This window comes from Sphingomonas sp., from assembly GCF_035944535.1.
GTDB lineage: Bacteria > Pseudomonadota > Alphaproteobacteria > Sphingomonadales > Sphingomonadaceae > Sphingomonas_B.
Genome location: NZ_DASZBC010000003.1, coordinates 180,811 through 202,093, shown reverse-complemented (window position 1 = coordinate 202,093; position 21,283 = coordinate 180,811). Strand labels below are relative to the sequence as shown.

General features: G+C 65.9%; 17 protein-coding genes. 10 read left to right on the top strand and 7 right to left on the bottom strand.

The window, feature by feature from the left end:
- Window positions 1–67: 67 nt before the first annotated feature.
- From VGT77_RS02865 to VGT77_RS02840, 6 genes are all read right to left on the bottom strand, one after another.
- Complete coding sequence (locus tag VGT77_RS02865) at window positions 68–2,575, bottom strand: ABC transporter permease (protein ID WP_327459379.1); 2,508 nt, start codon at window positions 2,573–2,575, stop codon at window positions 68–70.
- A 16-nt stretch (window positions 2,576–2,591) separates the two neighbouring features.
- The gene (locus tag VGT77_RS02860; RefSeq protein WP_327459377.1) at window positions 2,592–5,093 is read right to left on the bottom strand and encodes an ABC transporter permease; all 2,502 of its coding nucleotides are present in this window, start codon (window positions 5,091–5,093) and stop codon (window positions 2,592–2,594) included.
- Between the two features lie 11 nt (window positions 5,094–5,104).
- Complete coding sequence (locus VGT77_RS02855) at window positions 5,105–7,603, bottom strand: ABC transporter permease (RefSeq protein ID WP_327459375.1); 2,499 nt, start codon at window positions 7,601–7,603, stop codon at window positions 5,105–5,107.
- A gap of 40 nt (window positions 7,604–7,643) precedes the next feature.
- The gene (locus tag VGT77_RS02850; protein ID WP_327459373.1) at window positions 7,644–8,324 is read right to left on the bottom strand and encodes an ABC transporter ATP-binding protein; all 681 of its coding nucleotides are present in this window, start codon (window positions 8,322–8,324) and stop codon (window positions 7,644–7,646) included.
- Between the two features lie 13 nt (window positions 8,325–8,337).
- Window positions 8,338–9,639 carry an efflux RND transporter periplasmic adaptor subunit gene (locus tag VGT77_RS02845; protein WP_327459371.1) on the bottom strand — a complete coding sequence of 434 codons (1,302 nt, stop codon included), beginning with the start codon at window positions 9,637–9,639 and terminating at the stop codon, window positions 8,338–8,340.
- Window positions 9,640–9,802: 163 nt separating this feature from the next.
- Entirely contained in the window at window positions 9,803–9,940 is a 138-nt protein-coding gene (locus VGT77_RS02840; protein ID WP_327459369.1) for a hypothetical protein, read from the bottom strand.
- Window positions 9,941–10,138: 198 nt separating this feature from the next.
- Between VGT77_RS02840 and VGT77_RS02835 the strand changes: the two genes are divergently transcribed.
- Together VGT77_RS02835 and VGT77_RS02830 are read left to right on the top strand one after the other, a co-directional pair.
- Complete coding sequence (locus tag VGT77_RS02835) at window positions 10,139–11,527, top strand: sigma-54 dependent transcriptional regulator (RefSeq protein WP_327459367.1); 1,389 nt, start codon at window positions 10,139–10,141, stop codon at window positions 11,525–11,527.
- A 24-nt stretch (window positions 11,528–11,551) separates the two neighbouring features.
- Window positions 11,552–12,904 carry a sensor histidine kinase gene (locus VGT77_RS02830; RefSeq protein ID WP_327459365.1) on the top strand — a complete coding sequence of 451 codons (1,353 nt, stop codon included), beginning with the start codon at window positions 11,552–11,554 and terminating at the stop codon, window positions 12,902–12,904.
- On the opposite strand, the gene VGT77_RS02825 is transcribed toward VGT77_RS02830, so the two are convergent.
- On the bottom strand, window positions 12,894–13,553 hold the full coding sequence (locus VGT77_RS02825; protein ID WP_327459363.1) for a thioredoxin domain-containing protein: 660 nt from the start codon (window positions 13,551–13,553) through the stop codon (window positions 12,894–12,896). The two genes, VGT77_RS02830 and VGT77_RS02825, sit on opposite strands and share 11 nt — an antisense overlap.
- Window positions 13,554–13,629: 76 nt before the next feature.
- On the opposite strand from VGT77_RS02825, the gene VGT77_RS02820 reads away from it, so the two are divergent.
- The 8 genes from VGT77_RS02820 (at window position 13,630) to accD (ending at window position 21,282) form a co-directional block, all read left to right on the top strand.
- Window positions 13,630–14,322 carry an endonuclease/exonuclease/phosphatase family protein gene (locus VGT77_RS02820; RefSeq protein ID WP_327459361.1) on the top strand — a complete coding sequence of 231 codons (693 nt, stop codon included), beginning with the start codon at window positions 13,630–13,632 and terminating at the stop codon, window positions 14,320–14,322.
- A 24-nt stretch (window positions 14,323–14,346) separates the two neighbouring features.
- Entirely contained in the window at window positions 14,347–16,638 is a 2,292-nt protein-coding gene (locus tag VGT77_RS02815) for a patatin-like protein (protein ID WP_327459359.1), read from the top strand.
- Between the two features lie 32 nt (window positions 16,639–16,670).
- Entirely contained in the window at window positions 16,671–16,994 is a 324-nt protein-coding gene (locus VGT77_RS02810) for a hypothetical protein (RefSeq protein WP_327459357.1), read from the top strand.
- Complete coding sequence (gene pyrF / locus VGT77_RS02805; RefSeq protein ID WP_327459355.1) at window positions 16,991–17,665, top strand: orotidine-5'-phosphate decarboxylase; 675 nt, start codon at window positions 16,991–16,993, stop codon at window positions 17,663–17,665. The genes VGT77_RS02810 and pyrF overlap by 4 nt, the downstream gene beginning before the upstream one ends.
- Window positions 17,666–17,772: 107 nt before the next feature.
- Window positions 17,773–18,411: a phosphoribosylanthranilate isomerase gene (locus tag VGT77_RS02800; protein ID WP_327459353.1), complete on the top strand. Its 639-nt coding sequence runs from the start codon at window positions 17,773–17,775 to the stop codon at window positions 18,409–18,411.
- Window positions 18,408–19,616, top strand: coding sequence for a tryptophan synthase subunit beta (gene trpB, locus VGT77_RS02795; RefSeq protein ID WP_327459351.1), 1,209 nt, complete (start codon window positions 18,408–18,410; stop codon window positions 19,614–19,616). The genes VGT77_RS02800 and trpB overlap by 4 nt, the downstream gene beginning before the upstream one ends.
- Window positions 19,613–20,431: a tryptophan synthase subunit alpha gene (gene trpA / locus VGT77_RS02790; protein ID WP_327459349.1), complete on the top strand. Its 819-nt coding sequence runs from the start codon at window positions 19,613–19,615 to the stop codon at window positions 20,429–20,431. The genes trpB and trpA overlap by 4 nt, the downstream gene beginning before the upstream one ends.
- Entirely contained in the window at window positions 20,428–21,282 is an 855-nt protein-coding gene (gene accD / locus VGT77_RS02785) for an acetyl-CoA carboxylase, carboxyltransferase subunit beta (RefSeq protein WP_327459347.1), read from the top strand. The genes trpA and accD overlap by 4 nt, the downstream gene beginning before the upstream one ends.
- The last annotated feature ends 1 nt before the right edge of the window (window position 21,283 follow it).

Here is a 21,283-nt window from a genome sequence, read left to right as displayed (position 1 = left end):
AGGCTCGCGCAGGTCGGGAGGAAAGCCTCCGCCCCGGCGCTTGCAATGCCGGGGCGGAGCAGTGGGCCTACTCGTAGCGGAGGGCGTGGATAGGGTTGGTGCGGGCGATCCGCATCGCGTGGCTGCCGACGGTGACGATGGCGATGGCCAACGCGATCAGGCCCGCAAGCACGAAGGGCGTAGGCCCGAGATCGATGCGCGTGTCGAACGTGTTTAGCCAATCGCGCATCACCCACCAGGCGATCGGCGACGCGATCAGGTTGGCGACGATCACCGGACGCGTGAACTGCCAGACCAGCAGCCGGACGATGTCCTGCGTCCGCGCGCCCAACACCTTGCGAATGCCGATCTCCTTGGTGCGCCGCTCTGCGGTGAAGGTGGCGAGGCCGAACAGCCCCAGGCAGCCGATTACCACCGCGAGCACCGCGAAGCCGGCGAAGATCGTCGCCCGGGATTGCTCTGCGGTGTAGAGTTCGGCGACGATGTCTTCGCTGAACTCGGCCTCATAGGGCAAGTCGGGCGCGAACTTCTTCCAGACCTGCGCAATGCGATCCCGAACCGCGGCCGGGTCGGGATCGTCATAGCGGACCATCAGCGCGGACTGATAGTCGTTGCCCAGCCGGTACATGATCGGCTCGACCGGCGTGCGGATGTCGCGGAAACGCGAGTCCGCCACCACGCCGACGATCCGCACCGGCACCATTGGCTGGGTCGTGTCCAGGCTCAGCGCGACACGCACATCCTTACCGATCGCGTCCTCCGGCTTCTTGAAGCCGAGCCGTTCGGCTGCCAGCGCGTTGATGACGACATTGCCGCCACGGGCCGCGAGCGCCCGCTCCGCCTCTGGATCATTCTCCGGATAGGGCACCGAGGTGACGTCCATCTCCCGCTCGCGGTCGAGCAGGCGGCCGGCGATCAAGCGGATGCGCATCGTGTCGAAGAAGCCTTCGTCAACCGCGTAGTTGCCGACGCCGACCGTCTCCTCGCGCCCGGGCACCTTCACGGCCCGGCCCATGGTGCTGTTGGTCGAGACGCCGATCGCCGTGCGTGCTGCGCCGACCACGCCGGGCACCCGCTCGACGGCTCGCGCCAGCGCTTCGCTGGTCGGGATCAGACTGCGATAGCCGATATTTACCTGCAACAGGCCTTCGCGCTTGAAGCCGGGATCGGCGGTGCGCGCAAAGACGGTCTGCGCGTAGACGATGCTGGTGCAGATGATCAGCCCGATCGAAACGGCGAACTGGGCCACCACCAGGATGCTGCGCAGCCGGCCTGTGCCGGCTGACTCCGACGAAGACTTGTTGGCCTTCAAAACCTGCGCCGGCTTGTATCGGGACAAATAGAGCGCCGGATAAACGCCGCCTGCTGCGCCCACCAGGATCAGCAAGGCTATGACCGGCAGGGCGACGCCGTCCCCGCCGAAATAATTGAGCTTCAGGTCGGCATCCAGGAACGCAGCCAGCGCCGGCATGAACAGCTCAGCCATTGCCAGGGCGACGATCATTGCGATGGTCGCGATCAGCAGCGATTCACCGATGAACTGCACGACGAGCTGGGTTCGCGTGGCGCCGAGCACCTTCCGAAGCGCCACCTCGCGCGCCCGCTGGCTTGCTCGAGCGGTCGCCAGATTGATGAAGTTCACACATGCGACGCCAAGGATCAGCAGCGCGACGATCGAGAAGGTGACGATCGTCGTCCGGTCATTGCCCGGTCGCGCCGCCGCCATCTGAGCCTCGCCCAGATGCACATCGCGGACGTTCACCAGCTTCCAATCCTGGTCACGCCCGGGGTTCTCGGCGCGTCCCGCGAACAGCGTGTCGGGAATGTTGCGCTTCTCCCAAGCCTCGAGCTGGTCGGTGATCGTCTTCGGATCCGTCCCGGGCTTCAGTGCGATATAGCCCCAGCCGGAGATTTCGCCCCAACTGGTCGGCCAGGTGGGATAATCGACGAAGTAGCTAACCGGATCGAAGCGGATCACCATGGTCAGCTTCATATGACTGTTCTTCGGCAGGTCGCGGAACACGGCTGCGACCTTATAATCGACATGCTTGCCGCGCTCGATCATCGTCAGCGTCTCGCCGACCGGATTGGAGCGGCCGAACAGCCGGACGGCCTCGCTTTCGCTGAGTGCAACGCGGCCGGGCTGCTGCAGCGCGGTCTTCGGATCGCCCGCGACCATCGGGAAGCGGAAAACGTCGAAGAACAGGCTGTCGGTGCGCACCGCATCTTCGACGCTCAGCGGCTGACCGTTGCGCAGCACCACCGGCCCTGCGCTCAGCGCATAGGCCGTGCCGACGACCTGCGGGAAATCCTTCCTAAGCGCCTGGATCGACACATATTGCGTCATCCTGAGCTTGAAGCTGTCGCCGGTCTCGGGATCGCGCGACCAGTTCTGCACCTGGTAGATATTCTCCGCATTCGGCAGCCAGCTATCGTAGCTGCGCTCATAACGGACGTAGAGGAGCAGCAGCAGGCAGGCCGCCATGCCGATGGCGAGACCCAGGATGTTGATCGCCGCATAGACACGGCTCTTCATCAGGGCGCGGACGCCCACCGTCAGATAGTTGCGCCACATGGGCCTGCCCCCTTCTCTATTCGTAGCGGAGCGCGCGGATCGGATTGGCGCTCGCGACCTTGATCGCATGCGCGCCGATCGTGCCGATCGCGATCAGCAGCGCGAGAAGTCCGGCGGCGAGGAACGGCGTCGGCCCAAGCGCGATGCGATCGTCGAACTTGTTCAGCCAGTCCCGCATCAGCCACCAGGCCACCGGCCAGGCGATCAGGTTGGCGATGATGACCGGACGGGTGAACTGCCAGACCAGCAGCCGCACGATGTCCCGCGTGCGGGCGCCGAGCACCTTGCGGATGCCGATCTCCTTGGTGCGGCGATCGGCCGTGAACGCCGCGAGGCCGAACAGGCCGAGACAGCCGACGATGACCGCGAGTATGGCAAAGGCGGCGAAGATCTGGGCCCGCGCCTCCTCTGCATTGTAGAGTTCTTCGATCACGTCCTCGCTGAAGCGACCATCGAAGGGCACATCCGGGGCCACCGACTGCCAAGCCCTTTCAACGCCTTTCCGCACGGCGGCCGGGTCGCCGTTGAAGCGGACGATCATGTGGGTGTGACCGCCCGTTGATGAGTTCACGAACATCATCGGGTCTAGCGGCTCGCGGATGGAGCGGAAGCGCGCATCCTTGACCACGCCGATGATGGTGACCGGCATCAGCCCCGCTTCCTCGCTGAACATGGCGACGCGGAATGTCTTGCCGATGATCGCCTTGGGATCGCGATAGCCGAGCCGCTTGGCTGCGAGCTCGTTGATAACGAGGTTGGCGCCACGGGCAGTCAGCTGCGCTTCGGCCGCCTTGTCGGGCGGATAAGGGGCATTCACCTCGTCCATCGGCGCATCGGTGCGATACCAGCGGCCGGCGACCAGGCTCATGCCGACCGCGTCCTTGAAGCCGTGATCGACCGAATAGATGCCGATGGTGATCGGATCCTTCTGGCCCGGCACCATCACGCCAGTGTTGCTGTTGTTCTGCGTGGCGACGCCGATGCCGGTGCGGCCGACCGCCTGCACGCCGGGCACGCGCTTGGCGGCGTCGGCGATCTGCTGTCCGCGCCCGAGCAACTGATAGCGGCTGAGCTCATCGACTTGCAGGATGTGATCGCGCTTATAGCCCGGATCGACGGTGCGGGCGTAGACGGTCTGCGCGTAAACGACGCCCGTGCAGATGATCAGCCCGATAGAAACCGCGAACTGGCAGACGACCAGTGCCTGGCGCAGACGGCCGGTGCCGGGCGTCTCGGCCGACGACTTGTTCGCCTTCAGCACCGATGCCGGCTGGAAGCGCGACAGGAAGAAGGCGGGATAGAGGCCGCCGAGAATGCCGACGACCAGCACTAGGCCGATCACTGGCAGCACGATGCCGCCTTCGCCGAAATAGCGGACGCGGATGTCTGCATCGAGGAAGGACGAGAAGGCCGGCGTGAGCAGCTCAACCAAGGCGAGCGCGATCAGCATGGCTAGGAAGGCCACAAGGATCGACTCCCCGACGAACTGGATGATCAGCTGCCGGCGATCCGCGCCCAGCACCTTGCGGAGCGCCACTTCACGGGCGCGCTGGCTGGCGCGGGCGGTGGCGAGATTGGTGAAGTTCACCACCGCCATGCCGAGGATCAGCAGCGCGATGACAGCGAAGGTCGTGATCGTGCCCTTGTCGTTCCCGGGCCGCATCGCGCCGTCCTGGCCCTCGCCCAGATGGATGTCCTTCAGGTTGACGAGATGCCAATCCTGCTCCTCGCCGGCGTCGAAGCTTGCTTCGCCGGTGCGCTGGATCGGGATGTTGCGCTTCTCCCAGGCGGGAAGCTGTGCCTCGATCGACTTCGGGTCCGTGCCGGGCTTGAGCTTCAGATAGACGAAACCATTTTGGCAGCCCCAGCAGTCGAGCGCGTCGGGCGTGTCCGAGTTCCACGCGACATAGTCGATCCGCGCGATTGCGTTCGCTTCGATATGGCTGTTCTTCGGCAGGTCCTTGAAGACGGCGACGATCCGGAAGTCGCGGCTCTTGCCGCGGCTGATCACCGTCAGCGTACGTCCGACGACATTGTCGGTGCCGAACCGGGCGATCGCCTGCGACTGGGAGAGCGCCGCCGTGCCGGGCTCCTTCAGGTCGGCGCGGTTGCCGGAAAGCAGCGGCAGCTCGATCACTTCGAGCAGGTTGCCGTCCGTATAGATGAAGTCCTCGATGGTGATCGCGACGCCCTTTTCGATCATCACCGGCTCGGTGGAAAAAGCGTAGACCTCCTTTTCGACCTGCGGGAAATCCTTGGCGGCCGCCTTGCCCGCTGGCCAGGGCGTCATCTGCAGCTTGTTCTGCTCGCCCGTGTCCTTGTCCTGATACCAGCTCTGGAACTGGTACACATTGTCGCTGTTCGGCAGCCACTTGTCGTAGCTGAACTCATAGCGAACGAAGAGCAGGATCATCAGGCAGGCGGCCATGCCGATGGCGAGCCCCAGGATGTTGATCCCGGCATAGACCTTGTTCTTCATCAGCGAACGGATGCCGACGGTCAGATAATTGCGCCACATGGGGTCTTGTCCTACTCGTAGCGGAGGGCGTGGATGGGGTTGGTGCGGGCGATGCGGATCGCGTGGCTGGACACGGTGCCGACCGCGATGATCAGCGCGAGGAGGCCGGCGACAACGAACGGCCCCGGCGTCAGCGCGATGCGAGCGTCGAACTGGTTGAGCCAGTCTCGCATGATCCACCATGCGACCGGCCATGCGATTAGGTTAGCGAGGATGACCGGCTTGGAAAATTGCCAGGCAAGCAGCCTCACGATGTCGGCGACGGTGGCGCCGAACACCTTGCGGATGCCGATCTCCTTGGTCCGGCGGTCGGCCGTGAATGCCGCTAGGCCGAACAGCCCCAAGGCAGCGATGACGACGGCGAGGAGCGAGAAGCCGGCGAAGCTGATGCCGCGTGCGCGATCGGTGCGGTAGAGCTCCGCCAACTCGGCCTCGGCATAGTCGGCCTCGTAAGGCACGTCGGGCGCCAGCCGCTTCCATAGTCGGCCGACCGACTGCCGCACCGCTTCCGGGTTGTCGGACTCGTAACGGACGACGAGGCGCAGATACAGGCCGTCATTGTAGAACATCATCGGCTCGGGCGGTTCGCGCATCGAGCGGAAGCGGCTGTCTTCGACCACACCGACGATGGTCAGCGGCAGCAGCCCGGCGCCGTCCTGGAAGGTGTTAACCCGAACGGTCTTGCCGATGGCGCTTGCCGGATCGGCAAAGCCCATCTGCCTGGCGGCGGTGCGGTTGACGACGGTGTTGCCGCCACGCGCGTTCAACTCGCGCTGGCGCTGCTTAAGCGCGTCGCCTTCCGCCATGATCACGTCGGAGATGCGCACCGCATCGTTGGCGAAGCTTGACGAGAGCGTACGGCCGGCGAGCAGCTTGGTGCCCACCGTCTCGAAGAATTCGGGCGAGACGCTATACCAGCCAATCGTCGCCGGCTTGGCGCGCCCGGGGACGATTACCTTGGCATTGAGGGTGGTTCCGCTCGCCGGGAAGATCGCCGCTCCCGCCGCCGCCTGCACACCGGGAATGCGCTGCGCCTCGCGGATGATCGTGTCCGCGACGGGTACGACTGCCGCCCGATCCATGTTGGATACGGTGAACAGGCCCTCGCGGCGATAGCCCGCATCGTTGGTCCGCACGAACTGCGTCTGGGCGTAGATCACGATGGTGCAGGCGATCAGGCCGATTGAAACGGCGAACTGCGCGACCACGAGTGCGCTGCGCACCCGCCCCGTTCCGGGCGGCTCGGCATTGGAGCGGTTGGCCTTCAGCACCGCACCAGGCTGGAAGCGCGAGAGGAAGAAGGCGGGATAAAGACCGCCGGCCAGGCCGACGGCCAGCCAGAGGCCCACAACGGTCGCGAGCACGCCCTCCGTACCCAGATAGGCGAGCTTCAGGTCGGCGTTCAGAAAGGCCGACAGCCAAGGCATCACCAGCTCCGCCAGCGACAAGGCGATCAGCATCGCGATCGCGGTCAGCAGCAGCGACTCGCCCAGGAACTGCACGAGCAGCTGCTTGCGGCTCGCCCCCAGCACCTTGCGGAGCGCTACCTCCCGGGCCCGCTGCCCAGCCCGCGCCGTCGCCAGATTGACGAAGTTGGCAGACGCGATGCCAAGGATCAGCAGCGCGATGACGGTGAAGGTGACGATCGTCGTGCGGTCGTTGGTCGGCTTTTCAGGCTCGCCTTCAGCGCCGCTCAGATGCACGTCCCTCACGTTGACGAGCTTCCAATCGAAACGATCGCCTTCGCTGACCTTCTGTCCGCCCACATCCTGCGGCGGGATGTTGCGCTTTTCCCAGGCAGGCAGACCGGCATGGATCGGCGCCACGGTGGTGCCGGGTCGCAGCTTCACATAGACGCCGCCGTTAATACAGCTCCAGCTGCATTCCGCGGCGGCTTCCTCGCTGATCCGGCCAACATTCTTGATGTCGAGATGAGAGTTCTTTGGCAGATTCTCGAAGACGCCGGTGATACGCTTCTCGATCTTCTTGCCGCGCCGAACATTGGTGATGGTCTGCCCGACCACATCCAGGCTGCCGAACAGTCGGATCGCCTCACTGCGGCTGAGCACGAGTGCATTCGCGTCGTTCAGCGCCGTTGCGGGGTCGCCGCGAAGGAACGGAAGCCGGAGGATTTGAAAGAAGTCCGGCTCCGTCATCCAGACATCGGCAAAGACCGGGTCGGCGCCGCGCGTGAGCACGAGCTGCGACACGTCCGCCCGCACCGCATATTCGATCTGCGGAAAGTCTTTCTTCAGCGGCGCGGCGACGACACCATGAGAACCCTGGCTGACGGTAACGCGGCCGGTTTCCGGATCGGTGTTGACCGACTGCAGCTGATAGACGCGTTCTGCGTCAGGCAGCCATGCGTCATAGCTCGTCTCGTAGCGGACATAGAGGAGCAGCAGCAGGCACGCGGCAAGCCCAAGCGCCAAGCCGGCGATGTTGATGAAGGCGTAAGTGCCGTTCTTCATCAACGACCGGAAACCCAGCGTCAGATAATTGCCCCACATCCCCTTCTCTCCCTCCTCGCGCAGCAGTCGGCGAAAGCGCTCAGGCGGCGCGGCGGCGCTCCACCAGCACGCGGCCGTCGAGCATATTGACGACGCGGCCGGCATAATCGGCATGGGCCGGCGAGTGGGTGACCATGACGATGGTCGAACCTTCGGCGTTGAGCTTCTGAAGCATCCGCATGACTTCTTCGCCATGCTGAGTATCGAGGTTGCCGGTCGGCTCGTCGGCCAGGATCATCTTGGGCTCGCCGACCACCGCGCGGGCGACGGCGACGCGCTGCTGCTGACCGCCCGAGAGCTGGCTCGGACGATGCTTGGCGCGATGGGCGATGCCGACCTTGTCCATCACCGCATCGACACGCGCGCGGCGCTCGGCAGCGGGAATGTCGTGGTAGAGCAGCGCGAGCTCTACATTCTCGCGGACCGAGAGCTCGTCGATGAGATTGAAGCTCTGGAAGATAAAGCCGATATGCTTCTTGCGGATGTCGGCGAGCTGGCTTTCGGCGAGCCCCGCAACTTCCTGGCCGTTGAAAACGTAGGAACCGCTCGACGGGCTGTCGAGCATGCCGATTACGTTCAACAGCGTCGACTTGCCGCAACCGGACGGGCCCATGATCGCGACGAACTCGCCGTCCGCGATTTCGAGGTCGATCCGGTCGAGCGCGGTCGTCTCGACGGTGTCGGTGCGGTAGACCCGCGAGAGTTCACGCATGCTCAGCATGTGACGCTTCCTTTCACTGCTTCTGGAGGTCGAGCCGGTCCTTGTCGGCGAAACCGGTGTAGGGAGAGGTGAGGACTTTCTCGCCGGGCTGAAGCCCGTCGAGCACTTCGATGTAATCGGCGTTGCGGCGGCCAAGCCGGACGGTGCGCTTGACCGCTTCCGAGCCGTCGGGCGTGACGACAAAGACCCATGAGCCGCCAGTGTCGTTGTAGAAGCTGCCATTGGGGATCAGCAGCGCCGGCGCCGGATCGCCGAGCGTCAGCTTCGCCTGCAGGGTCTGGCCCCGCTGCAACCCCTGCGGCTCGCCGCCGACGAACTGCAGGTCGACTTCGAACTGGCCGTTGCGGACCTGCGGGTAGATCTTGGTGACCTTCATCTGCCAGGTCTTGCCGCCCTGCTCGATCGTCGCTTTCTGGCCGACCTGGACGCGGCCGAGATAAAATTCGTCGACGCCTGCGATGAGCTTGTTCGAGCCGGGGCTGTCGATTTGGCCAACGCGCTCGCCGCGGGCCAGTGACTGGCCGACCTGGATCGAGAAACCAGAGAGCTGGCCGGAGACCGGCGCGCGCAGGTTCAGCGAGTCCAGGTTCGCACGGGCGAGCGCCAGGCCTGCGTTCATCGACTGGGCCGCCTCGCGCAGCTGGGCTAGCTGGCTCGACTGCAGCCGCTCGTTGGTCGCGCGGGTGCGGGCCTGGACGGCATAGCGGCCGCGATTGGCCTCGTAATCGGCGCGCGTGTCTTCATATTGCTTGCGGGCGACGAAGCCGCGATCGGCCAGCGCCTTCTCACGGGCGAATTGCCGCTCCGATTTGTCGAGCGCGGCCCTGGCTTCATAGATGCCGCGTTCGTCCGCGAGACGGGTCTGCGACAATGCCAGTTCCTGGCTGCGCAGCGAGTTGATCTGCTGGGTGACCTCAGTCTGGCGGGCGAGCACAGACAGCTGCAGCTCGGCGTTGGACAGCACCGCCAGCATCTGCCCCTTCTGGACGTTGGCGCCGTCCTCGACGAGCACCTGCTCGACCCGGCCGCCCTCAATCGAGTCGAGATAGACGGTCAGCAGCGGCGTCACCCGCGCACGGAGCGGCAGGAAGTCGTCGAACGTGCCCCGCTCGACGGTCGAGATCGTCAGCCGCTCGGCGGCGACGGTCTGCGAGTTGCTGCTCGGCGCATAGGTGTAGAAGCCGATGCCGACGACCGCGAGCGCGCCGGCGGCGATGCCGGCCTTGAGTTTGTTCGAGAGCCCCTTCTTCTCGACAACCTTGTCCATCGCGCCGCCGCTCACCGGCTCGCGGGGGGACTTGGTCTCAGAGTTCATTCGAACGACGCTCATTCACGGGTCTCCACAGGCAGCTCAGCAAGCATCGTGCCAGCCACGAAAACAGATGTAGTCGAGGGGGAAGATGCAGATCGACCCGGCCTTTCCTGTCCGGAAGCGAACAGAAGTGTCCGTTCCCGGACAGGCTCAGCCCTGCAGCCATTCAGACGCGCACCGGCTCGTCGGCTTCGATGCAGGCGATGGTGCCTGCACTGGCCGGTTGCGGCGCGACGGTTACAAATGTAGTCAGTGCGGCGGCGACCGTGGCCGCGAACGCGAAGGAATGGCGAATCTTGATCATCCCTCGGCTCTCCAAATCCTGTTCGCCGGGCGGAATGCCCGGTCGTCGGAAGATCAGCGAAAGCCGTGCCAAGCTGCTGGGAGCCGCGGAAATGCTGGCTTTTTGGTCCGGCGCTCTTTTCCTGCACTCGGCGGGTGCACGTCCGCCGCAACTGGCCTATGTCCGGATTCGAACACAGACTGTGCGGAGCCGGACGCGGTGAGCGCCAAGCCTTTCGAACTCGCCCTGGTCGTCGATGACGACCCCGATATCCTGCTCGCAGCGCGCCTGTTGCTCCGCGAGTTGTTCGCCGAAGTGATCGTCGCCGAGCAGCCCGACGAGGCGCTGGCCAAAACCGCCGGACGCAGCCCCGACGTGATATTGCTGGACGCGAACTTCGCGCGCGGCGCGACGAACGCGGCCGAAGGCTTTGAAGCGCTCGCCCGCTTCATCGAACGCGATCCCGAGGCGGTGGTGGTGATGATCACTGCTCATGGAGGAGTGCAAATTGCCGTGGAAGCAATGAAGCGTGGCGCGACCGACTTCGTCTCCAAACCCTGGTCCAACGAGCGGCTGCTGGCGACGGTGCGCACGGCGGCCGCTTTGCGCCAGTCGCGCAAGGCGGTCACCACCGAGCGACAGAAGGTCGTGGCGGCGGCGGCGCCCGCGGCCGGTTCGGAGACGCCGCTGCTCGGCGCGTCGCCGGCGATGAAGCGGGTCATGCAGCTGATCGAGCGGGCCGCGCCGACCGACGCCAATGTGCTGATCCTGGGCGAGAACGGGACGGGCAAGGAGCTGGTCGCGCGCGAACTCCACCGTCGGTCTCGACGCGCCGACCGGGTGATGCTGTCGGTGGATCTGGGCGCCGTCGCCGAAAGCCTGTTCGATTCCGAACTGTTCGGCCATGTGAAGGGCGCCTTCACCGACGCCCGCTCCGACCGCGTCGGCCGGCTTCAGGCAGCCGATGGCGGCACCTTGTTCCTCGATGAAATCGGCAATCTTCCGCTGCACTTGCAGCCTAAGCTTCTGACTGCGCTCGAACAGCGCCGCGTGACGCCGGTAGGCTCCAACAAGTCGGTTCCGATCGACGTCCGCGTTGTCGCCGCAACCAATCTGGCGCCCGAGGCCTTGTCGGACGAAACGCGCTTCAGGCCCGACCTGCTGTTCCGGCTGAACACGGTCGAGATCGAACTGCCCGCGCTCCGCCAGCGGCGCGAGGACATTCCGGTGCTGCTCGATCATTACCTCGGCCTTTACGCACGCAAGTACGACAAGCCGGTGCAGCCGCTCTCGGGCGACGTGCTGGCGGCGCTGACAGCCTATGACTGGCCGGGCAATGTCCGCGCCTTGCGTCATGCGGCGGAGCGCGCGGTGATCCTGTCGGACGGCGGGCCGCTCACGGTCGAGGATTTCTCGATCCGGCGCCAGGCGGACCATATTCCGGTGGTCGCGGTTACCGGTGATGCCGATCTTAACCTGGAAAAGGCCGAGAAGCAGATGATCGAGCGCGCGCTTAAGAAAAATGCGTACAACATCTCGCTTGCCGCGAACGAACTTGGCCTTACCCGCGCCTCGCTCTATCGCCGCATGGAAAAGCATGGCCTTTAAGGCCGCAGCGATCCAGCGCTGACGATGGACAGCCTCGGCTTCAAGGGACGGTTCGCGCTCGGCCTCGCCTTGCGTATGCTGCTGCTCCTGGCGGCCCTCGCCGCTTTTGCCGGCGCCCTGTCGAACCCCAATCTCGGCGCCGCCCGTGTGATCGCGGCCGCGCTGGTGATCGGTGCCGCGGCCATGCTGTGGAACTATATTCAGCGCACCAATCATGAAGTCACTCGCTTCGTCGAGGCGATCCGCTTCGGCGACATGTCGGCGAGCTTCTCCCGGCCTCAAGCCGGAGCCGGCTTCGAGGCGCTTGGCGAGGCGCTCGATAGCGGCATCCGCAGCCTGCGCGAGGAACGATCGCGCATGGCTGACGAAAGCCGCTTCCTGCAGGCGATCGTCGACGACCTGCCGGTCGCGTTGCTGCTGATCGACCAGGATTTGCGGGTGGAGCCGGTCGGCAAAACGGCGCGCCGCATGTTCGGCGCCCTGGATGGGGTACGCGTCGACGATTACGCCGTCTTCGGCGAAGGCTTTTCGCGCTGCCTGGCCAATATGGAAGCCGGCAAGCGCCAGCTCGTCACGCTAACCCTCGAAGGCGGCCGCACCCAGCGTGCGTTGCTGCGCGCGGCCGCGGTTCACCGCTTGGGCGGCGCCCACCGGGTGATCACGGTTCAACCCATCCAGGAGGCGCTGAACGCGGTCGAGATCGCCACGCAGACCGACCTGGTGCGGGTGCTCACTCATGAGATCATGAACTCGATGACGCCGGTCACCTCCCTCGCTCGCACCGCCGCCGACCTGATGAAGGAAGTGGACACGGGCGAGAACGAGACTGTGGCCGATGCACGGGCGGCAGTGGAGACCTTGGCCCGGCGCGCCGACGGCGTGATGCATTTTGTCGAAAGCTATCGCCAGATCAGCCGCACGCCGCAGGTCAATCGCCAGACCTTCATCGCCGCGCCGTTCGCGGGCGAGCTGAGGCGGCTGTTCCAGGCGGACTGGCCCGCAACGCGCATAGCGCTCGAAGTCAGCGTCGAACCGGAAACGATGATGATCGACGCGGATCCGGACCTGCTCGCCCAGGTGCTGATCAACCTGCTGCGCAACGGCGCGGAAGCGGCCCAGGCGCATAGCGAGACGCCACGGATCGCGCTGCGCTTTCAGGCTATCCGCGGCAGCGGCGCGACCATCCTGGTCGAGGACAATGGCCCCGGCGTGCCGGAGGCGAAGAGAAGCGAGATCTTCCTCCCCTTCTTCACCACCAAGGCCAAGGGCACGGGCGTGGGCCTGAGCCTCGCACGGCAGATAGTCCTCGCCCATGACGGCAGCATCGATGTCGAGGAAAGCAATCTGGGCGGAGCCCGCTTCCGCATCATTCTTTGAGCAGCTCGCGCTCGGCACGGGCGATCAGTCGCTCCAGCTTCCCCCGCTCCAGCCTTCCCACGACCAAGCGCCGCCCCACAAGATAGGCAGGCGTTCCAGGCAGTCCCAGCGAAAAGGCCTGGCGCGAGGCGAGCGCGAGTTCCCTGTCGATCTCCCGTCTGTGCCGGCGAAGATCCGCCTCCAGCCAGATCAAGTCCAGCCCAGCCGTGGCGAGCGCTCGCTGGACCGATGCTCCATCGAACAAAGGCGCGCGCATCAGCGCATCGCGTGCGGCTTGGTAGCGACCCTGATAAGCCGAAGCGAGCGCCGTTTCGGCAGCGAGCCGCGAGGTCGGTCCGAGCGCCGCCCATTCCTTGAAGACGAAGCGCACATCGGGCCGCGCAATCGCCACCTGCTTCACACCCGCATGATCGATCCGGCACACGCCGCATCGATAGTCGGTGAAGACGACCACCTGGACCGCAGCCTGCGGACTTCCCGTCGCAGGCGCGGTGTGATCAGCATGAAGCTGCTCGACGACGGAGCTCGCGTCGAGGTCAACGCCCGGTAGCCGTGCCCGATCGAGCAGCGAGCCAACGGCATAGCCGGCCAGCACCACTGCAAGCAGCGCGCCGATCAGTTTGAGCCTTCGAATGGCGTGTTCGGCCATGGCACGCCATGTCAGATCATTGCCCCCGCCGCCAACCCGTTGCCGCACCGCGCTTCCATCCCTAGGTGCGGCGGCCATGATCCGCGTGGCGAGCTACAACATGCGAAAGGCGATCGGCACCGACCGCCGGCGCAATCCCGAACGGATCATCCAGGTGCTGTGCGAGATCGACGCCGATGTGATCGCGCTGCAGGAGGCGGACCGGCGCTTCGGCGAGCGGCTGAGCGCGCTGCCGGCGCATCTGCTGGAAGAGCATAGCCCTTATCGCGCGTTGACCCTGCCCCACCGCACCGGCGGCATCGGCTGGCATGGTAATGCCATCCTGGTCCGGCGCGACGTCGGCATGAGCCATTGCGAGGCGCTGCACATCCCCTCGCTCGAGCCGCGCGGCGCGGTTGCTGCCGAGCTGGACGTGCGCGGCACACCGCTTCGCGTCGTCGGCATGCACCTCGATCTCTCGGGATTGTGGCGGCGGCGGCAGAGCCGGGCCATCATCCACCACGTCGAACATCGCCCCAAGCTGCCGACCGTGATGATGGGCGACCTGAACGAGTGGACGCCGCAGGGAGGCTGTTTGCGCGACTTCGGCCATCATTTCACCTTTGCCCCTACCGGCCGCAGCTTCCACGCACGCCGGCAGGTCGCCGCGCTCGACCGGATTATGTTCGCGGGACTGGAGCTGGTCGGCTGCGGCGTCCATTTGTCGGCGGCGTCGCGCAAGGCGTCGGACCATCTGCCGATCTGGGCCGACTTCGCCTCGACAGGCTGACTGCTTTGCGTCACCCTCCGTCTCATGCGGGAGAAGGAGCTTCGGCTGGCGCTGATCTGCTATGGCGGCATCAGCCTCGCCGTCTACATGCACGGCATCACTAAGGAGATCTGGCGCCTCGCCCGCGCCAGCCGCGCCTTTCATGACGGCCGCTTCTGCACCGGATCGCAGGAAGTCTATCGCCAGCTGCTCGAACGGGTCGAAACCCATGCCGGTCTCCGCCTGACCGTCTTTTCCGACATCATCGCCGGCGCGAGTGCGGGCGGCATCAACGGCATCTTTCTGGCTCAAGCGGTGGCGACCGGCCAATCGCTCGATCCGCTCACCGATTTGTGGCTGGAAGCCGCCGATGTGGAACGGCTGATCGATCCGGAGGCGCGCGCGACGCGCCTTTCCAAGCTCTGGGCCATTCCCCTGGCCATGCTTGCTGATCGTGGCGGCGAGGCGATGGAGAGCGTCGATCCCGACACCCGCGCCGAAGTGCGGCGCAAGCTGTCCAGCTTCGTGCGCTCGCGCTGGTTCGAGCCGCCCTTCGGAGGCGAGGTCTTCACCGGTCTGCTGCTCGACGCACTGGACGCGATGGCGGCGTCACCGGCCGGCCCTCCCCTCCTCCCGGACGAGCAGCCGCTCGACCTGTTCGTGACCGTCACCGACTTTCGCGGCCACCCGCAGCGGCTGCGGCTGAACAGCCCGCCTGAGGTGGTCGAGACCGAGCATCGGCTGACCGTCAGCTTCTCAGACCGGGGCGGGCCGGAGCGGCATCTGGGCGCAGCGGCCGAGCTCGCCTTTGCGGCACGCGCGACCGCCAGCTTTCCCGGTGCCTTTCCGCCGTTCACCGTCGGCGAACTCGACGCCGTCTTGAAGCAGCGCGGCGTCGATTGGGACGGGCGCGAGCCGTTCCTCGCCCGCGCCCTGCCCCGCCACGCGGCCGCGGGAATGGCCGACCGTGCCATATTGATCGACGGTTCGGTGCTGGCCAATGCTCCGTTCAAGCCGGCCATGGACGCGCTCAAGAACCGGTCGGCGCGGCGCGAGATCGACCGGCGCTTCGTCTATATCGATCCCAAGCCCGGTATCCGCAGCATCAGTGTCGGCGGGACCAAGGGCAGCGAAACGCCGGGCTTTTTCTCGACCATCCTGGGTGCGCTCGCCGAGATTCCGCGCGAGCAGCCGATCCGCGACAATCTCGAGACGCTGCAGGGGCGCTCGGAGCGATCGGGGCGCACAAGGCGTGTCGTCGACGCGCTGAAGGAAGAGGTCGAAGAAGCGATCGTGCAGCTGTTCGGCGGCAGCTTCTTCCTCGACAGCCCGACGCCGGCACGCATCGCCAATTGGCGATCGCGGGCGCAGACGGAAGCGGCACGGCGCTCCGGCCCAGCCTATGCCGCTTATGGCCATCTGAAGCTTTCCGGCATCGTCGAGGAGCTGGCCGGCTTAGTTAGGCGGATCACGCCGCAGGGAGTCGGGCCCACCCGGACCCAGGCGCGTGAAGCGATCTGGGCAGAGCTGCAACGGCGCGGTCTGGAGCGGGTCACGGCCAAGGGCGGCGGCGCGACGCCTCCCGCGATCGATTTCTTCCGCGAACATGATCTCGGCTTCCGGATCCGCCGGCTGCGCTTCCTGGCGCGTAAGCTGGCGTCCATCCAGGAATCGGACGAACGGCTGGCCGCCGCTTGCGAGGCGTTCGAGCGCTGCATTTACCAGATCCTCTCGCTCTACCTTGAACGGGAAGTGGCGAGCTTTTTCTCCGACGAGGTGCGTGAGCTCGCTTGCCATATCCGGGATGACACCGGAGCCGCGCTCGATGCGATCGGCGCCGCGCGCGACCTGCGCCGGATCGACGACGATGCCGACCGCCTGCTGTCCGATGCCTTGAGCGAACTGCCCAAGTTCGAGAAGCGCGAGATGCTCTTCGCCTATCTGGGGTTCGCCTTTTACGACCTGACGACGCTTTCGATTACCGGCGAACGCGACGGCGAGTTCGACACGGTCAAGGTCGACCGCATCTCCCCCGACGACGCGACGACGATCCGTGCCGGTCGCGCCGAGGCGACGCTGAAAGGCATTCGCTTCAACAGCTTCGGCGCCTTTTTCAGCCGCGGCTATCGCGAGAATGACTATCTCTGGGGCAGGCTCCACGGGGCCGACCGGCTGGTGGACATCATCCTTTCTACCCTGCCCGCGCACCGCACCCTGCCTCCTGGCGTCGCCGCGGAGCTGAAGCGCTCATTGTTCCACGCGATCCTGGACGAAGAGGCGCCGCGGCTGCTCGCGGTGCCAGGACTGGTTCAAAAGCTGCGCGCCGAGATCGGCTAGCCTTGAACGTTTCGACGCCCTAAGAACACGGCATGTCGTTCCTGAAGACCCTGTTCTGGATCGTCGTGGCGGTGATCGTCGCGCTGTTCTGCTTCAACAATTGGACGGTGGTCGCGGTCAATCTGTGGAACGGCATGATCCTGGAGACGAAGCTGCCGCTGCTGCTGGGTTTCTTCTTCCTGCTGGGCCTGATTCCGCCGCTGCTGCTGTGGCAGGCTGCGCGCTACCGCCTGCGCCGCCAGGCGCACGCCAGCACGGGTTTCGTGGTGGCGCCGCCGCCTCAGCCCGCCCCCATCCGAGCGGAGCCACTCGCCTCGGCCGCCCCGATCGCACCCGTCCCGCCGGGTGGCGCATGAAGGGTCCGATCTTCGTCGCCCTCGACACGCCCGATCTGGAACGCGCCAAGACGATCGCCACACGGGTCCGTCATCATGTTGGCGGGATCAAGCTGGGCCTGGAGTTCTTCGCCGCCAACGGACGCTCCGGCGTCAGCGAAATGGCGCATCTAGGCCTGCCCATCTTCCTCGACCTGAAGCTGCACGACATCCCGAACACCGTCGCCAAGGCGGTTCAATCCCTGCGCGACCTTGAGCCCGCTGTGCTGACGGTGCACGCAGCCGGCGGGCGGGCGATGATGGAGGATGCCAAGGCCGCCGCGCCCGCCGGCACGAAGGTGGTCGGCGTTACCGTGCTGACCAGCCTCGATGGCGAGGACCTGCAGTCGATCGGGTTCAATGCCGACCCGCATGCGCAGGTCGAGCGACTGACGGCGCTGGCTCGCGAGGCGGGGCTCGACGGCGTCGTCTGCTCCGGGGCCGAAGTGAAGGCGGCCAAGCGGCTCTGGCCAGGCGGCTTCTTCGTCGTTCCCGGGGTGCGTCCGGCCGATGCGCATGCCGGCGACCAGAAGCGCGTCGTCACCCCCCGCCAGGCGCTGAACGACGGCGCGTCGATCCTGGTGATCGGCCGTCCGATCACCGCGGCGGAAGATCCGGACCTGGCCGCACGGGCAATCGAAGCAACGCTCTAATCCTCCACCCGTTCGGCCTGAGCTTGTCGAAGGCCTGCCTTCTTCGGGATCCAACAGAAACGGAGGGCTTCGACAAGCTCAGCCCGAACGGGCATGGGGGATCAGACATGCTTCGCGTCCAGTCCAAGATTTGTGGCCTTTCCACCCCTGAAACCCTCGATGCCGCTGTCGCGGGGGGCGCCAGCCATGTCGGCCTCGTCTTCTATCCGCCGAGCCCCCGGCATCTGAATTTCGACAAGGCGTCGGGCCTCGCCGCCCGCACGCCGGAGCGCGTGGGAAGAGTAGGCGTGTTCGTCGACCCCCATGATGACCTTCTGGAGAGCGCCATCGCATCCGCACGGCTTCATGCTCTCCAAATGCACAAGGTCGAGAAGGACCGTGCCGCCGCGATCCGCGCGCGCTTCCGGCTGCCTCTGTGGGTTGCCGTGCCGGTCCGCACCCGCGCAGACCTCGATCAGGCGCATCGATGGCGCGGGCTCGCCGAGCGCGTCATCTATGACGCGAAGACGCCTCCAGGCGGGCTGCCCGGCGGCATGGGGCTGCGCTTTGACTGGAAGCTACTCGACGGCTTTCCCCACCCGGCCCCATGGGTACTGTCCGGCGGTCTCGGGCCCGACAACGTCGCCGAAGCGGTGCGCACGACCGGTGCGTCTATGGTGGACGTCTCCTCGGGCGTCGAAAGCGCGCCGGGCGTCAAGGATGTGGACAAGATCGCCCGCTTCCTCCAAGCGGTCGCCGCTTTATGACACTGGCAAATTCTCTCCGGACGCAGCCCGACGAACGCGGGCATTTCGGCCAGTTTGGCGGCCGCTACGTCGCCGAGACGCTGATGCCGCTGATCCTTGAGCTTGAGGCCGCCTATCGCGCTGCCAAAGTTGATCCGGCGTTCCAGGCGGAGTTCGACGACCTGCTCGCCCATTATGTCGGCCGGCCGAGTCCGCTTTATTTCGCCGAGCGGCTGACAGAGGCGCTGGGTGGTCCCAAGATCTACTTCAAGCGCGACGAGTTGAACCACACCGGCGCGCACAAGATCAACAACTGCATCGGCCAGATTTTACTCGCGCGGCGCATGGGCAAGACGCGGATCATCGCCGAGACCGGCGCCGGCCAGCACGGCGTCGCCACCGCGACCGTCGCGGCGCGCTTCGGCCTGCCCTGCACCATCTATATGGGCGCGCGCGACGTGGAGCGGCAAAGCCCCAACGTCTTCCGGATGAAGCTGCTCGGCGCCGAAGTGAAACCGGTGGAGAGCGGCGCGCACACGCTCAAGGACGCGATGAACGAGGCGATGCGCGACTGGGTCGCGAACGTCGAGGACACATTCTACATCATCGGCACGGCTGCCGGCCCTCATCCCTATCCGGAGCTGGTCCGCGACTTCCAGTCGGTGATCGGGCGCGAGGCGCGCGCGCAGATGCTGGAGCGCGAAGGCCGCTTGCCTGACCTGCTGGTGGCGGCGATCGGCGGCGGCTCCAACGCGATCGGGCTGTTCCACCCGTTTCTGGACGATGACGTGGCGATGCTCGGCGTCGAGGCAGCGGGGCACGGTCTAGATACCGATGCTCATGCCGCCAGTCTGGCGGGCGGGCGGCCCGGCGTGCTCCACGGCAACAAGACCTATTTGCTGCAGGACGAAGACGGCCAAATCACCGAGGCGCATTCGATTTCGGCCGGTCTCGACTATCCCGGCATCGGCCCGGAACATAGCTGGCTGCACGAGATCGGCCGCGTGACCTATGAAAGTGCTACCGACAGGGAGGCGCTCGACGCATTTCAGCTGCTCTGCCGCACCGAAGGCATTATTCCCGCGCTGGAGCCTTCGCACGCCATTGCAGCCGTGGTCCGCAAGTCGCGGGAAATGCGCTCGGATCAAATCATCCTCGCCAATCTCTGCGGGCGCGGCGACAAGGATATCTTTACCGTCGCCAACGCGCTGGGCGTGAAGCTGTGAACGATCGCCTCGCTACGGCCTTTGCGCGCTGCCGGGAGCAGGGCCGCGCCGCGCTTGTCACCTTTGTCACCGGCGGAGACCCTTCGCCTGCGGCCACGCCGGCAGTTCTCGACGCGCTGGTTGAAGGCGGCGCGGACATCATCGAGCTGGGTATGCCCTTCACCGATCCGATGGCGGACGGGCCCGCCATTCAGCGTGCCAACCTGCGCTCACTCGGCGCAGGCACCACCACCCGCGACCTGCTCGACATCGCGCGCGGTTTTCGCGAGCGGCACCCGAACGTGCCGCTGGTGCTGATGGGCTATGCCAATCCGATGCTCGCGCGCGGCGCTGACTGGTTTGGGCGCGAAGCCGCAGCGGCGGGTGTCGACGGCGTGATCTGCGTCGACATTCCGCCCGAGGAGGACGATGCGCTCGGCCCTGCTCTCCGCCAGACTGGCCTCCATCTGATCCGCCTTGCCACCCCGACCACCGATCCCACACGGTTGCCCGCCGTACTGAACGGTGCGTCTGGGTTCATCTACTACGTCTCGGTCGCGGGCATCACGGGCATGCAGCAGGCGGCCCAGCAGTCGATCGAGGCGGCGGTAGCACGACTGCGCGCCGGGACCGACCTGCCGGTCGCCGTCGGGTTCGGGGTGCGCAGCCCCGAACAGGCAGCCGCGATCGGGCGCGTCGCGGATGGCGTGGTCGTCGGTTCGGCGATCGTCGAGCTAATCGGCGCGGAGGGTGCGAATGCCCCGGGCGCCGTCCGTCACTTCGTTTCCGCGCTGAGCCAGGCATTGGCCGGCGCCCGTCAGGAGCAGGCCGCATGAGTTGGCTCAACCGCGTCCGCAACGCGATCGCGTCCGTCACCAAGAATGAGACGCCGGACAATCTCTGGCAGAAATGCCCAGGTTGCGGGCAGATGGTCTTCACCAAAGAGTACGAGGAGAATCTGTCGGTCTGCCCGAGCTGCGACCATCATGGCCGCATCGGCGCGCGCACGCGCTTCCGGCAGATCTTCGATGATGGCAAGTTCACGCTGCTGCCAGCGCCCAAGGCGCCGGAAGACCCGCTGCGTTTCCGGGACTCAAAGAAATATGTCGACCGGTTAAAGGCGGCGCGCGCGGCCACCAACGAGCCGGACGCGCTGCTCAATGCGCGTGGGCCCATCGGCGGCCATGAGGCCATTGTCGGCGTGCAAGACTTCGCCTTCATGGGCGGGTCGATGGGCGTCGGCGTCGGCGAGGCCTTCATTGCTGGCATCCACGCGGCCATTGCCGAGCGGCTGCCGTACATCGTCTTCACCGCCTCGGGCGGCGCGCGCATGCAGGAAGGCATTCTCTCGCTGATGCAGATGCCGCGCATGACAGTCGCGGTGGCCGAGCTGAAGGAAGCGGGCCTGCCCTATATTGTGGTGCTGACCGACCCCACCTCGGGCGGCGTCATGGCCTCCTATGCGCTGATTGGCGACGTGCATCTTGCCGAACCCAAGGCGACACTCGCCTTCACCGGTCGCCGGGTGATCGAGAACACGATCCGGGAGAAGCTGCCCGAGGGCTTCCAGACGTCCGAATATCTGCTCGAACATGGCATGCTCGACATGATCGTGGAGCGGAAGGACTTGCCGGCGACACTGGCGCGGCTGCTCGGCTATTTGGCGCCGGTGAAGGCTGCCGCCTAAG

Excerpts from the sequence above, each read along its gene's own strand:
- VGT77_RS02810 (WP_327459357.1), top strand. The coding sequence starts at position 16,671 with ATGTCGTTCCTGAAGACCCTGTTCTGGATCGTCGTGGCGGTGATCGTC.
- VGT77_RS02860 (WP_327459377.1), bottom strand. The coding sequence starts at position 5,093 with ATGTGGCGCAATTATCTGACCGTCGGCATCCGTTCGCTGATGAAGAAC.
- VGT77_RS02800 (WP_327459353.1), top strand. The coding sequence starts at position 17,773 with ATGCTTCGCGTCCAGTCCAAGATTTGTGGCCTTTCCACCCCTGAAACC.
- VGT77_RS02840 (WP_327459369.1), bottom strand. The coding sequence starts at position 9,940 with ATGATCAAGATTCGCCATTCCTTCGCGTTCGCGGCCACGGTCGCCGCC.
- VGT77_RS02825 (WP_327459363.1), bottom strand. The coding sequence starts at position 13,553 with ATGGCCGAACACGCCATTCGAAGGCTCAAACTGATCGGCGCGCTGCTT.
- VGT77_RS02830 (WP_327459365.1), top strand. The coding sequence starts at position 11,552 with ATGGACAGCCTCGGCTTCAAGGGACGGTTCGCGCTCGGCCTCGCCTTG.
- VGT77_RS02815 (WP_327459359.1), top strand. The coding sequence starts at position 14,347 with ATGCGGGAGAAGGAGCTTCGGCTGGCGCTGATCTGCTATGGCGGCATC.
- pyrF (WP_327459355.1), top strand. The coding sequence starts at position 16,991 with ATGAAGGGTCCGATCTTCGTCGCCCTCGACACGCCCGATCTGGAACGC.
- VGT77_RS02845 (WP_327459371.1), bottom strand. The coding sequence starts at position 9,639 with ATGAACTCTGAGACCAAGTCCCCCCGCGAGCCGGTGAGCGGCGGCGCG.
- trpB (WP_327459351.1), top strand. The coding sequence starts at position 18,408 with ATGACACTGGCAAATTCTCTCCGGACGCAGCCCGACGAACGCGGGCAT.
- VGT77_RS02865 (WP_327459379.1), bottom strand. The coding sequence starts at position 2,575 with ATGTGGCGCAACTATCTGACGGTGGGCGTCCGCGCCCTGATGAAGAGC.
- accD (WP_327459347.1), top strand. The coding sequence starts at position 20,428 with ATGAGTTGGCTCAACCGCGTCCGCAACGCGATCGCGTCCGTCACCAAG.
- VGT77_RS02850 (WP_327459373.1), bottom strand. The coding sequence starts at position 8,324 with ATGCTGAGCATGCGTGAACTCTCGCGGGTCTACCGCACCGACACCGTC.
- VGT77_RS02855 (WP_327459375.1), bottom strand. The coding sequence starts at position 7,603 with ATGTGGGGCAATTATCTGACGCTGGGTTTCCGGTCGTTGATGAAGAAC.
- VGT77_RS02820 (WP_327459361.1), top strand. The coding sequence starts at position 13,630 with ATGATCCGCGTGGCGAGCTACAACATGCGAAAGGCGATCGGCACCGAC.